We start from the raw sequence: 12,377 nt of genomic DNA, 5'->3' as shown, positions 1-12,377 counted from the left end.
TATACCGGCACGGTCCCCTGCGCTATCGAATGCGCAAAAGCCTTTCATTTCATCACAAGAGGGTCACATGGGACAGGACGCAGCCACTTTTTCCAAACAAACCGAGCAAATGCGCACCGGCGGGGGATTCATCGCCGCGCTGGACCAGTCGGGCGGCTCGACGCCCAAGGCGCTGCGCCTCTATGGCGTGACCGAAGACATGTATGACGGCGAAGACGCCATGTACGCTGAGATCCACGAAATGCGCGCGCGGATCATCACGGCGCCGGAATTCACCAATGCCAAGGTGCTGGGCGCGATTCTGTTTGAGCGCACCATGCGCGGCGAGGTCGAGGGCAAGCCCACCGCACAGGCGCTGTGGGACGACCGGGGCATCGTGCCCTTCCTCAAGATCGACAAGGGTCTGGAAGACAAGGCCGACGGCGTCCAACTGATGAAACCGATCCCGGGCGTCGAGGAAACCCTGAAAGAGGCCGCTGCGTTCGGCATCTTTGGCACCAAGGAACGCTCTGTCGTTCATGAGGCCAACGCGGCGGGCATCAAGGCGGTTGTCGCGCAGCAGTTCGACCTGGGCATGACCGTCCTTGCAGCGGGTCTGGTGCCGATCCTCGAACCCGAGGTCGACATTCATTCGGCCACCAAGGCCGAGGCAGAGGCGATGCTGAAGACCGAAATCGCGGCGCAGCTGGACCAGCTGGCCGAGGGGCAGGATGTCATGCTGAAGCTGACGATCCCGACTGAGGACGGGCTATATAACGATCTGGCGGACCATCCGCGGGTGATCCGTGTGGTGGCGCTGTCGGGCGGCTATTCCACCGACGAGGCCTGCGCACGTCTGTCCCGCCAGCCCAAGATGATCGCCTCTTTCAGCCGCGCGCTGACCGAAGGTCTGACCAAGCAATTGTCGAATGCAGATTTCAACGCGGCCTTGGGTGCGAACATCGACAAGATCTATCGCGCCTCGGTTTGATCTGACCTTTCAGCGCGTCCTGACAGACCCCGTTTCCTGACCGGAAGCGGGGTTTTCGTTTGTCCAGAGATCCGTTTTCAGGGAATTTGTGACGCTGTTTCAGGCCCTTCCGGGCGAGTGGGGTTTTCCTCACTGATGCGGCCAAGAAACCGGGCCTATCTTGCGTCTCAGTTACGAAGTCCGGAGCAAGGGGCGCAATCAAGCCGCTCACCGGATGGACCAAGACCCGCTTCAACCAGATCGCCCATATTTTTCCAAGGAACAGATCCATGAAAACCTTTGCCAAGATCGCTTTCGCCGCCCTCGCGCTGACCGCAACCGCCGCTGCTGCAGATCAGGGCGACAAGATCACCGCCATGGGCTATGGCCCGACCCAGCAGCACGCCAAGATCGTGACCATTCAGACATGGTCGACGGCGGCCCATGACTCCTACGGCTACGCCGACTGGAACACCGCCTATATTGGTCACATGGAATGTGTGCAGACCTACGCCACCGCGACCCAGAAGTATTCGACCCTGTCGCGTGAGGTCATCAAGATCGGTGGCGACCAGAGCGCGCCCTGGTCCTGCATCGTAAGCGGCTATCAGGACGTCAAGACCAGCTACAATGGTGGCTATGACGGCGGCTACAAAAAGGATACCGGCCACGCAGGCGGATATACCGGCGGCTACACGGGCGGCCACACGGGTGGTTACACCGGTGGCTACACGGGCGGCTACACCGGAGGCCATACAGGCGGCTACACCGGTGGTCACACTGGTGGCTACACGGGCGGCTATTCCGGCGGCACCACCTACAAATACTGATTTCGGGCTGTCCCAAACGCGGCTCATCCCCATGTCCCACCCTTTGCCGCGTCAGTCCCGAACGGCCCCGGTGCTTGCTCCCTGCACCGGGGCCACTTGCGTCACGGGGCTATTTAGCCGCCCTGCTTGCGCCAGTCGGCCAGTGTTTTGCCGGGTTCATCGACAAACAGGCCGGGCAGGGGCATCAGGCTGTCGATGCGGTCGACCCGCAGGCTGAGAAATCGCGCCTCTGTCTCGTCCCAGCCGACGCAGGTCCAGACACGGCCAAAGTAGTCCAGATGCAGCGGGCGGAGCACATGCATGGTGCCGCCGGTTTCGATCCGCAGGCGCTGACGCGCCCTGATCGCCGCGCGGATTGCCGGCATGTGGACAAAGCCGCGCGCCGCCTCGGCGAACCTGTCGGTGGCAAAACCAAAGGGGGCGGGTGCCGGGCCTGCATCCTCGGGCAGGACCGCCTCGATCTTGGCCGAAAGACTGCGCGCGCTGACGGCGTGATCCGGCAGGTCGGACGCGCCAAGCGCGGCCAATGCAAGGTGCAGCGCCTCAAGCTCTGCCTCGGTCAGGTTCAGTGGCGGCAGCGTGATGGCGGCCTGCACCGAATAGCCATAGCCGCGCGCTCCTTCGACAGGAACGCCAGAGGCGGCCAGCGTTTCCATATCGCGGTAGATCGTGCGCACGGAGACCCCAAGATCCTGCGCCATCGCCTCTGCCGTGTGCAATTTCCTGTCGCGCAGGCGTTGTGTCAGAGCGTAAAGCCGGTCTTTGCGATTCATCGCCGGGTCCTTTTTGGGCGTCTGTACGCCGACCATACTGACAAAAACCTGACAACTGACAAGCTCATGACAAAACGAGTGCGGATTCGCGGCGCTTTGGCGCTTTTCCGGGAGCGGGAGAGCCTATAGATAACCGCAGTGGCATTGATGCGCGGCCCCGGAAAGGCGCCGCCGACGTTAGGAGAGACATCATGGGTATCGGAAACATCGGCCTTCCCGGCCTTCTGCTGATCGCGGTCGTCGTGCTGGTCCTGTTTGGCCGCGGCAAGATCTCGTCGCTGATGGGTGAAGTCGGCAAAGGCATCACCGCCTTCAAAAAAGGCGTGAGCGACGGCACACAAGAGCTGGAAGACCAGAAGGCCGAAGAGGCCAAGGACGTCACCCCGGAAGACGAGAAAGACAAGGCGTAAGCTCTCATGTTCGATCTTGGCTTTGCCGAACTGCTGGTGATCGGCATCGTTGCGCTGATCGTCGTCGGTCCCAAGGACCTGCCGGTGCTCTTTCGCAACGCTGGCCGTTTCATGGGCAAGGCGCGCGGAATGGCGCGCGAATTCAGCCGTGCGATGAATGAGGCGGCCGATGACGCCGGGGTCAAGGATATGGCCAAGACGTTCAAGTCCGCCACCAACCCGGTCAGCAGCGCCATGGACGGCGTCAAGGATGCCGCCAAGTCGATGACCGATTTCGACCCAGACAGCGAAACCGGCAAGCTGGCCAAAGAGCGCGCCGAGGCCAAGAAAAAGATCGAGGCCAGTGCCGCCCGCAAGGCGGCAGAGCGCAAGGCGCGTGAGGCCGCCGATGCCCTGCGCAAAGCCGACGAACTGGAGGCTTCGATGCAGGCCGCTCCCGAGGACGCCGCACCAAAACCCGTCGCGGAAAGGCCAGCCGCAGAAGGAAATGACAAGGCATGAGCGACGCGCACGACGAGATAGAGGACAGCTCGGCCCCACTGATCGAGCATCTGGCCGAACTGCGCACCCGGTTGATCCGCTCTGTGATCGCCTTTCTGGTGGGTGTGATCCTGATCTTTTTGGTGGCGGAACCGATCCTTCAGTTCCTGCTGCACCCGATTGAGACCACGCTGCGTGATCTCGGCGACCCCAGCCCGACGCTGCAATACACCAGCCCGCAGGAATACCTGTTTGTGTTGTTCCGGATCTCGATGGTGTTCGGCTTTGCGCTGGCCTTTCCAGTGATCTCATTCCAACTGTGGCGCTTTGTGGCTCCGGGGCTGTACCGCTCTGAAAAAAATGCGTTTCTGCCCTTTATGATCGCCTCACCGGCAATGTTCATGCTGGGCGCAAGCTTTGCTCATTTCGTCGTCACGCCTTTGGCGATGGCGTTTTTTCTGGGCTTCGCGGATGTCAGTTCGATCTTCGCCAATCTGCTTCAGGGCATGAATGACGCATTGCCGGTTCCGGCCGATCTGAACGTCGATGTTGGCGCGCAGTCGGCGGTGGTGCCGGAAACCGCCGAAGGTCTACAGATCACCTTCTTTGGCAAGGTGAACGAATCGCTGCATATCACGCTGGTCTTCATCATGGCCTTTGGCCTGTGTTTCCAGTTGCCTGTGCTTCTGACGCTTATGGGCAAGGCGGGGCTGGTCTCTGCCGAAGGTCTGGGCAACGTGCGCAAATACGCTGTCGTTGGCATTCTTGTGCTGGCCGCCGTGGTCACGCCGCCCGATGTGATCACGCAGGCCATTCTCTTTACTGTGGTCTACGGTCTTTATGAGATTTCCATCTTCCTTGTCGGTCGCGTCGAAAAAAAGCGTGAGACGGAACTGCGTGAGCAGGGGCTGTGGTTCGAGGAAGAGCCGGACACTGAGAACGATCCGCTGATGGATGAGTTCGACGAAGACGAGGACGAGGAACCGCAGCGATGAGCGGAAAATCGGTCGGGCAGAAAACTGCGGCGCTGAAACGTATCGCCGCAGCACTGGAACGGATGTCGCCTGCGCCACAGGCGGCACCGGCCTTCGACACGGCAGAGGCCTTTGTCTGGCATGTCGATCCTGACCGTCTGGTGCCAGTCCCGCAGGTTAGCCGCGTGGCGCTGGATCTGCTGATCGGCATCGATCGCGCGCGCGACACGCTGGTGGAGAACACCCTGCAATTCGCGCGCGGACACGCCGCCAACAACGCGCTCCTCTGGGGGGCGCGGGGCATGGGGAAATCCAGCGTCGTCAAGGCGGTCCATGCCTCCGTGCGGGCGCAGGGGCACGACCTGAAACTGGTGGAACTGCAACGTGAGGATCTGGGCTCGGTGGGGCGTTTGCTGGCGGTGCTGAGGGACGCGCCCTATCGCTTTGTGCTGTTCTGCGATGACCTGTCGTTCAGTCACGACGATGAACATTACAAAAGTCTCAAGGCGGTGTTGGATGGCGGTATCGAAGGACGGCCAGAGAACGTGCTGTTCTATGCCACGTCGAACCGTCGCCACCTGATGCCCCGCGACATGATCGAGAATGAGCGTTCGACCGCGATCAGCCCCTCTGAGGCGGTTGAGGAAAAGGTTTCCCTGTCAGACCGTTTCGGGCTCTGGCTGGGGTTCCATCCCTGTTCGCAGGACGACTATCTGGCCATGGTGCGCGGCTATTGCGACGCCTATGGCGTCATTGTCAGCGATGAGGACCTGCGCGCAGAGGCTGTCGAATGGCAGGCCACGCGCGGCGCGCGGTCGGGCCGCGTGGCATGGCAGTTCTTCACCGATCTGGCGGGACGCAAGGGCGTGGCGCTGGTCTAGGCGCCACGCAACAGGATCAACGCAGGTAGCTCATCGGGTCGGTGCTATCCAACCCTTTCCGAACTTCAAAGTGCAGGAACCCGACATCGCCGGGCGCCACGCGGGCGATCTGCTGACCGCGGCTGACGGAATCGCCGACATTCACGCCGATATCGGCCACGTTCAGGTAAACCGTGTTCACGTTGTCCGGGTGACGGACGATGATAAAACTGGCGCCATCGGTCTTTTTCGACACGCTGATAACCGATCCGCTTGCCGCCGCTGAGACCGGCGTGCCGGGCGACGCGCTGATGTCGATGCCTGGGTTGGTGCCGGGATTGTATTCGCGAATGATCGAGCCGGAGACCGGCATCGACATGCTGCCACCGGCCTTGGCCTTGGATTGGCCAATGTCGGCCACCGGCTTTTCCGGTTTGGGATCGGGTTTGGCCGCCGTGCGCGCCTCTGGCGTCTCGGCGGGCAGCGGGGTCGCGGCAGAAGGCGGCACCGGGGTCAGCGATCCGGCCCCAGGGGCGGTGGTGTCGCGGTCGGATGTCCGTGGGGCGGTTGGCGCGGTGACGGGGATCAACAGGTACTGGCCTTCGCGGATTGCGAAATCCTTATCCAGTGCGTTCCATTCCGACAGCGCGCGGGGTGAGACATTGTACAACCGCGCGATCGTAAAGGCGGTTTCCCCGCGGGCGACCTTGTGCCGGACCGGTTCGACGCCGGTCGGCGCGGCACCGCTGCGCCGTGCGGTATCGGGTGCCTTGTTGATCGCGTTTGAGGCCAGCGTGGTGACATCGACGCCAGAGGGCGGACGGATCGGGCCGGTCGTGTCCGCACCCGTGGCAGGAGAGGGTTCGGCCACGCGACGGGGCAGGGCAACGATTTCACCCCGGCGCAGCGCATCGCCCGGTTTGATCCCGTTGTACTTGCCCAGTTCATCGGCGGGCAGGCCGACCCGAGCGGCCACATCGGCCAGCGTGTCGCCGCGTTTGGCGACGGCGACCTGATAGCTGGGATAGGACAGGACGCCCCGGTCATCGGGTTCGGGCCGGGTCGCGGCGGCCTTGAGCGCGGCGTCGGTTGTATCGACCCCGCCGCCGATCCCGCCCCGAAGGTCGAAATCCATACCGTCGGAACAGGCCGACAATAGCGCAATAAGGGCAAGGGCCGTCATGGGGCGGAAGCCAAGTGTCATCTCGATATCCTCACATGCACCCCTTGTCTCCAGGGCGTCACAGGTTGGTGGCGCGATATGAGCGCCGCGCCGACGCGTCAGTCCTTGCCGAGCCCTTCGACCAGCGGCACAAAGCGCACGGGCCGCATTTCGTCGTAGTCGTAGCCATTGTCGGTCCGCGTCACGCGGATCAGGCTCTGGACGGCATCGGACTGGCCCACCGGCACGACCATGATACCGCCAATCTTCAATTGCGCCAAGAGCGGGCCGGGCGGGTCTTCGGCGGCTGCGGTCACAATTATGCGGTCAAAGGGGGCCTGATCCGGCAAACCAAAGGACCCGTCGGCGGTGAAGGCGGTGATATTGGTCAACTCAAGCTCGTCGAACACCGCCCGCGCCGCGTGTACCAACCGGCGATGCCGGTCGACGGTGTAGACCCGCCGCGCCAGCTGCGCAAGGATCGCCGCCTGATAGCCAGAGCCGGTGCCGACCTCCAGCACCTTGTCGCGCGGCCCGATCTTGAGCGCCTGCGTCATCAGCCCCACGACCGAAGGTTGTGAGATGGTCTGGCCGCAGGCGATGGGCAGAGGCATGTCGTCATAGGCGCGTTCAGAGAAATAGCCCTGAATGAATCGACCCCGGTCAACCCGCTCCATCGCGTTGAGCACGGCCTTGTCAGTGACGCCCTTGGACCGAAGCGCAAAGAGGAACTGCATCTTGGCTTCGGCGTCGAAGCTCATGAAAAGGCGTCTTTCAGATCGTCGAGCGCTGCGTAATCGGTCAGGTCGGCGCGCATCGGCGTGACGGTGATCCAGCCCTTTAGGTTCATGTCCGCGTCGCTGCCGGGCGCGGTGTCGGCGCGCTGATCGCCGCCGCGCACCCAGAGGAACCGCCGACCAGAGGGCGAATGCGTCGCCTCGACGGTAAAGCGGGTGTCGCGGCGCAGCCCTTGCGGAGCGGCCACGGTGCCCTCGACCCGTGCGGCGGAGACGGGTGGAAAGTTGACGTTGTAGAACCGGCGATAGCCCTCGGTCCGGCCCGGATCGGCGCGCAGGATGCGGCGCACGGTGTCGGCCCCGTGGACGGCGGCGGCCTCGAACGGGTCATCGGCCAGCGCATTGTCCGGGCCGTAATATTGCGACAGAGCGATGGCGGGCAGTCCTTGCAGCGCCGCCTCAAGCGCGCCGCCCAGCGTCCCGGAATACAGTGCATTCTCGGCCGAGTTGTTGCCCCGGTTCACGCCCGACAGGACCAGATCCGGCGGGCTATCCTTCAGCACGTCGTGCAGGCCCGCCAGCACACAATCCGCCGGGCTGCCTTCGGCGGCGTATTGGCGCAGGCCAAGCTGGGCGATCATGGTCGGATGGGTGTAGGAGATGCAGTGCGCCACGCCGGATTGCTCAAAGGCGGGGGCGACGGTCCAGACCTCGCCCTCGGGACCGGCCAGGTCTTCGGCGATGGCGGCAAGAACCTTGAGACCCGGCGCGTTGATGCCGTCGTCGTTGGTGATGAGGATGCGCATGAGGGTGTGCCTGCTTTGGTTTGCCCCTCTCTAGTCAAAGGGGGGGCTTGGGGCAAGCAACGCTCCGCCGATGGGCGCGAGGTGCGCCCTGAAAGACTCAGATTGTCTGGTGGTTCAGGCCAGCACTGCCAGCAGGCGCTTGGCCTCGGACTCCGGTGTGGCCAGCGTGGCGCGGTCCTCACCGGGGTGAAAGCGGGCGCGGGTGGCGGTGGCCATGGGATTGGGCGTCAGGACATGGACGCGCGGGCCGGTGCGTTCGGTTTCAGCGGCCCAGCTGCGGGCGAGCGCGATTTGCGCGGCCTTGGTAGTGCCGTAGTAGCCGTAGAATTTCTGGCCCTGCACCGGGTCGTCAAAGAACAGCGCCGTGCCGGCCTCTCCCAGAAGGGGCGCGACGAAGGGGATCAGGTGGCCCATGGCGTCGGCATTGGTGGTCAGGGCCTTGCGCCATTCCTTGGGGTCGATATGGGGCGCGGGGGTCAGCGCGCTGGCGTGGATGGCCGTGTGCGCCCAGAGGGCGAGGCCGCCCCAGCGGTCATGGATCGAGCGGCACAGGTGGGCCATAGCGTTGCGGTCGGTCACGTCCATCGGGGCCAGCGTGGCGCTGCCGCCCTTGGATTGGATGCGGTCGTCCAGCTCTTCGAGGCCGCCGACGGTGCGGGCCACGGCGATGATGTGATGGCTGGGCGCGAGGGCCTCGGCGAGGGCAAAGCCAAGGCCGCGGGAGGCGCCGGTGATGAGGGCAAGCTTGGTCATGGCGGCTGCTTTGCCGGGGATTTGCGGCGGGGTCAAGCGCGGCCATGTCGCGGGCATGTCGCGGCCCGGTCAGTCAAGGGGTGTCCACGCGTGGACAGATTCCCGACTGTGCAAAATCAAGGAGTTACAGAGACGAATTTACCTGCGCTTAACCTTTGCCCGCGCTGAGGCAGGGGGAATCCGGCACGGATCGGGACCGGGATCGCGCCCAAGCAGTCCACGTCCGGAGGCATACTGCAGACTGCGCGTGATCGGGAAATGTTTCGAAACGGGTTTTCCGGACCGGAGGCTCTGAGCCGCGACCGGCGTATGGGGGCGTCATGCCAGCGGCATGCTTGCAGCATGACCGCCGTCTCCCTGCGGTCGACTTCCCCGGGTTATTTTTGGACAGAAGACATCCAAGGGGCCTGTGGGTGTCGGGCCAGATTTCGGCGTGTTTCAGCGGGTTTGCCACGCAAGGTCATGGCGAGGGGGAACGTGGCCATAGGGGGATCTCAGTCAGGTCGTCGCCTGACCTTGTCCCGTGCCGGGGCGTGGGCGCGGGTGGATCAATCGGCGGTCAGATGGGGGCGGATGTCGTCGCCGAAGGCGGCGTAGAGATCGAGCAGATCGTCAAAGGAGAGGCCCTGCGCCTGCGCCTCGGCCAGCGGCCCCTCGGTCACTGTCACCTGCGGGCGCTGCGCCGGATCGGGCAGGGTGAGGGTGACGGCGGTGCCAAGCGCCTCCTCGAACTGTGGCAGCGTATTGGCCAGCAGACCCTCGGCGGGTGGAAAGGGCGCTGTGGCATCGTCGATGGTGGCGAGATAGGCGCGAAACACCGGCTCTGGCACCTCGACCCACGGGCCAAAAGCGAACACGTCATCGCTGCCACGCAGGGGCAGGGTCAACACGCTGCGCAGAAAATAGCGGCCTGCGATGCGGCAGAATTCGGCCCCTAGTCGGTCCTCTGCAACCTCCAGATCCTCATCGCCGATGCGGGGGCCATAGGCCCAGTCATCCGGCGCATCGAATCCGATGTCGAAGATGCCGGAAAACGCCCGTCCGCAGCAGGGGCAGGACCGGGTGTCGTCATTAAAGCGCCGCCAGCGGGCATCGAGATCAAGAATATTCATGACGGTGATGTGAGGCGCATCGCTGATGGGGTCAAGGGGCTGGGCAGGTCGATGTGGCTGCGTCATGCTGGGCGGGCAGCTTTCAGGAGTGGGACGATGTTCAGACGGGTATTGGTTCTGTGCGCGCTGATGGTGCCGGGAGTGGCGCAGGCGGATGAGATCAGCGGCGAGTGGTGTTCACCGGAGGGGCAAAGCCTGACGATCCGGGGCAGCCGGGTGGTGGCCCCCTCGGGGATCGAAACGGACGGGCGTTATAGCCGCCACCGCTATGAATTTGCGATGCCCGCAGGCGGGGCCGACGCGGGTGCGGCGGTGGTGTTGCAGCAGCTGTCCGACGAGGAGGTACTGTACAGCATCGACGGCAGCACGCCGGTCAGTTGGACGCGCTGCCGGGCGGTGACCAGCTAGGCGGGCTACTGCGTCACCGGCTGCATCAGCCAGCGGGTTTCGCCCTTTTGGGTCAGGGCCAGACGCCCGTCCTCTATCGCGATGACGGGATCGCGACCGATCTGGTCGCCAATCGTCAGCGTTTGCACCTCACCGCGCGAGGTGCGCACAAGGGCCTTGGGCGCATCGCCGGAGCCGAAGGTGCCCAGCAGGATCAGCCCGTCAAGGCTGCCCTTGGCGGGACGGGTGGCGGCCGAAATGACGGCCTCTGGTGTCGGGGTTTCCTGTGCCATGTCTCTTTACACTCGGGTTGATCAGAGCGCGGCAGATACTGCGGTGCAGCATCGGGCGAAAGAGGGGGCAAACGGCATCCGCCAAAGCCCGCCCACGCGGGGTGCGACACCGGCACAGCCTTGCCGGTTTTGCTTGGCGGGGTCAGTCAGGCAGGGGGGACAGGCGGGAAAGCGCGTAGTCAACGGTCGAAGGCGGGCGCGCAGCCGGTCCAGCAGCGCGCCGTCGTCCTTGATTACTCCGCCGCCTTCATCTGAAAGCCTTTTTGGATCATGTCCGCCGGTTCCACCGGGTATTCCCCCGAGAAACAGGCGTCACAATACTGCGGGCAGCTGGCGTTGCGGCCCGTTGCCTCACCCACGGCGCGGTACAGCCCGTCGAGGGTGACAAAGCGCAGGCTGTCGACGCCCAGATGATCACGCATCTCATCCTCGGACATGGTGGCGGCCAGCAGCTTTTCGCGCTGGGGGGTGTCGACACCGTAGAAACAGGGCCAGGCTGTGGGGGGGCTGGCGATGCGGAAGTGCACCTCGGCCGCGCCGGCATCAAGGATCATCTCCTTGATCTTGCGGCTGGTGGTGCCGCGCACGACGCTGTCGTCCACGAGGATCACCCGCTTGCCCTTGATCAGGGCGCGGTTGACGTTGAGTTTCAGGCGCACACCCATGTTGCGGATTTGCTCTGTCGGCTCGATGAAGGTGCGGCCCATGTATTGATTGCGCACGATGCCCATGCCGTAGGGAATGCCGGACTCGTGGGCAAAGCCGATGGCGGCGGGGGTGCCTGAATCGGGGACGGGACAGACAAGGTCCGCGTCCACCGGGGCCTCACGCGCCAGTTCGACGCCGATCTGGCGGCGGGTCTCATAGACCGAGCGCCCGCCGATGATCGAATCGGGGCGCGAGAAATAGACATGTTCGAAGATGCAGAAGCGCGGGGCCGCCTTGCGGAAGGGGTAGTGCGATTCCACGCCTTTGTCGGCGGTGATCACCACCATTTCGCCCGGCTCGATCTCGCGGACAAATTCGGCACCGATGATATCCAGCGCGCAGGTCTCAGAGCTCAGCGCCCAGCCGTCGCCCAGTTTGCCCAGCACCAGCGGGCGGACGCCCAGCGGGTCGCGCACGCCGATGAGTTTGGTCCGGGTCATGGCGACGACGCTGAACGCGCCTTCAACCCGGCGCAGCGCGTCTTCCATCCGGGCGGGGATGTCGCGTTGCAGGGACCGTGCCATCAGGTGGATGATACATTCGCTGTCCGAGGAGGACTGAAAGATCGAGCCACGGTCGATCAGTTCGCGCCGCAGCGCCTCGGCGTTGGTGATGTTGCCATTGTGGGCAATGGCAGCGCCGCCCATGGAGAACTCACCAAAGAAGGGCTGCACGTCGCGGATCTGGGTCTGGCCCTTGGAGCCGGCGGTGGAATAGCGCACGTGGCCGATGGCCAGTTGGCCCGGCAGCGTTTCCATCAGCGATTGCTTGGTGAAGTTGTCGCGGACATAGCCGAACCGGCGGGCGGAATTGAACCCGCCCAGATCGGGGTGGTAGGCGACGATCCCGCCAGCCTCCTGACCGCGGTGCTGCAGCGCGTGCAGTCCGAGGGCCACGAAGTTGGCAGCGTCCGTCAGACCGACGACGCCGAAGATGCCGCATTCCTCCTTGAGCTTGTCGTCATTGTCCGGGTCGCGGACCGAGTCGAAGTCAAAAGGATGTGCGGGTGGAAAAATGGGGTCGGGCAAGGGGGCAGCTCCGAATCCGCTTTGCATATGCAGCATGGTTTAATGGGCCGGTCCCGGAATGTCACGAAACGATTACATCAGGTGGCCCGGGAAAGGCGGGTGAGGTTTGGGGCCG

At 64.0% G+C, this 12,377-nt stretch carries 15 protein-coding genes; 7 read left to right on the top strand and 8 right to left on the bottom strand.

The annotated features are described in order from the left end of the window. Positions 1 to 67: 67 nt before the first annotated feature. Complete coding sequence (locus VOI21_RS07385) at positions 68 to 970, top strand: fructose bisphosphate aldolase (RefSeq protein ID WP_323769147.1); 903 nt, start codon at positions 68 to 70, stop codon at positions 968 to 970. A gap of 269 nt (positions 971 to 1,239) precedes the next feature. After that, on the top strand, positions 1,240 to 1,779 hold the full coding sequence (locus VOI21_RS07380; protein WP_323769146.1) for a hypothetical protein: 540 nt from the start codon (positions 1,240 to 1,242) through the stop codon (positions 1,777 to 1,779). 113 nt (positions 1,780 to 1,892) lie between these two features. Here the strand turns inward: VOI21_RS07380 and VOI21_RS07375 are convergent, their stop codons facing one another. Further along, entirely contained in the window at positions 1,893 to 2,552 is a 660-nt protein-coding gene (locus VOI21_RS07375; RefSeq protein ID WP_323769145.1) for a helix-turn-helix transcriptional regulator, read from the bottom strand. Between the two features lie 191 nt (positions 2,553 to 2,743). Here VOI21_RS07375 and tatA point away from each other — a divergent pair, with 191 nt between their 5' ends. The 4 genes from tatA to VOI21_RS07355 are packed head-to-tail and all read left to right on the top strand — an operon-like array spanning position 2,744 to position 5,297. Next, positions 2,744 to 2,962: a twin-arginine translocase TatA/TatE family subunit gene (tatA, locus tag VOI21_RS07370; RefSeq protein ID WP_323769144.1), complete on the top strand. Its 219-nt coding sequence runs from the start codon at positions 2,744 to 2,746 to the stop codon at positions 2,960 to 2,962. A 6-nt stretch (positions 2,963 to 2,968) separates the two neighbouring features. Continuing rightward, positions 2,969 to 3,463: a Sec-independent protein translocase protein TatB gene (gene tatB, locus VOI21_RS07365; RefSeq protein ID WP_323769143.1), complete on the top strand. Its 495-nt coding sequence runs from the start codon at positions 2,969 to 2,971 to the stop codon at positions 3,461 to 3,463. After that, positions 3,460 to 4,437, top strand: a complete 978-nt coding sequence (gene tatC, locus VOI21_RS07360; RefSeq protein ID WP_323769142.1) for a twin-arginine translocase subunit TatC — start codon at positions 3,460 to 3,462, stop codon at positions 4,435 to 4,437. Before tatB ends, tatC begins: the two co-directional genes overlap by 4 nt. Then, a complete protein-coding gene (locus VOI21_RS07355) occupies positions 4,434 to 5,297 on the top strand; it encodes an ATP-binding protein (RefSeq protein WP_323769141.1) in 864 nt (287 codons plus the stop codon). The genes tatC and VOI21_RS07355 overlap by 4 nt, the downstream gene beginning before the upstream one ends. A gap of 16 nt (positions 5,298 to 5,313) precedes the next feature. Here the strand turns inward: VOI21_RS07355 and VOI21_RS07350 are convergent, their stop codons facing one another. The 5 genes from VOI21_RS07350 to VOI21_RS07330 all read right to left on the bottom strand — a co-directional run bounded on the left by VOI21_RS07350 (position 5,314) and on the right by VOI21_RS07330 (position 9,846). Continuing rightward, positions 5,314 to 6,480: a peptidoglycan DD-metalloendopeptidase family protein gene (locus VOI21_RS07350; RefSeq protein ID WP_323769140.1), complete on the bottom strand. Its 1,167-nt coding sequence runs from the start codon at positions 6,478 to 6,480 to the stop codon at positions 5,314 to 5,316. 77 nt (positions 6,481 to 6,557) lie between these two features. Beyond that, on the bottom strand, positions 6,558 to 7,199 hold the full coding sequence (locus VOI21_RS07345) for a protein-L-isoaspartate(D-aspartate) O-methyltransferase (RefSeq protein WP_323769139.1): 642 nt from the start codon (positions 7,197 to 7,199) through the stop codon (positions 6,558 to 6,560). Continuing rightward, a complete protein-coding gene (gene surE / locus VOI21_RS07340) occupies positions 7,196 to 7,981 on the bottom strand; it encodes a 5'/3'-nucleotidase SurE (RefSeq protein ID WP_323769138.1) in 786 nt (261 codons plus the stop codon). Before surE ends, VOI21_RS07345 begins: the two co-directional genes overlap by 4 nt. Positions 7,982 to 8,095: 114 nt before the next feature. Beyond that, the gene (locus VOI21_RS07335; RefSeq protein ID WP_323769137.1) at positions 8,096 to 8,734 is read right to left on the bottom strand and encodes an SDR family oxidoreductase; all 639 of its coding nucleotides are present in this window, start codon (positions 8,732 to 8,734) and stop codon (positions 8,096 to 8,098) included. Between the two features lie 548 nt (positions 8,735 to 9,282). Continuing rightward, complete coding sequence (locus VOI21_RS07330) at positions 9,283 to 9,846, bottom strand: DUF2199 domain-containing protein (protein WP_323769136.1); 564 nt, start codon at positions 9,844 to 9,846, stop codon at positions 9,283 to 9,285. Positions 9,847 to 9,942: 96 nt separating this feature from the next. Here VOI21_RS07330 and VOI21_RS07325 point away from each other — a divergent pair, with 96 nt between their 5' ends. Further along, a complete protein-coding gene (locus VOI21_RS07325) occupies positions 9,943 to 10,254 on the top strand; it encodes a hypothetical protein (RefSeq protein ID WP_323769135.1) in 312 nt (103 codons plus the stop codon). Between the two features lie 5 nt (positions 10,255 to 10,259). On the opposite strand, the gene VOI21_RS07320 is transcribed toward VOI21_RS07325, so the two are convergent. After that, a complete protein-coding gene (locus VOI21_RS07320) occupies positions 10,260 to 10,526 on the bottom strand; it encodes an amidophosphoribosyltransferase (protein ID WP_323769134.1) in 267 nt (88 codons plus the stop codon). Positions 10,527 to 10,759: 233 nt separating this feature from the next. Next, the gene (purF, locus tag VOI21_RS07315; protein WP_416358966.1) at positions 10,760 to 12,289 is read right to left on the bottom strand and encodes an amidophosphoribosyltransferase; all 1,530 of its coding nucleotides are present in this window, start codon (positions 12,287 to 12,289) and stop codon (positions 10,760 to 10,762) included. Between the last annotated feature and the right edge of the window lie 88 nt (positions 12,290 to 12,377).

Origin of the sequence: Antarctobacter sp. (assembly GCF_034670325.1) — a bacterium.
Taxonomy (GTDB): domain Bacteria; phylum Pseudomonadota; class Alphaproteobacteria; order Rhodobacterales; family Rhodobacteraceae; genus Antarctobacter.
Note: the sequence above shows the minus strand (reverse complement) of the source record. Positions and strands in the feature narration are given on the sequence as shown.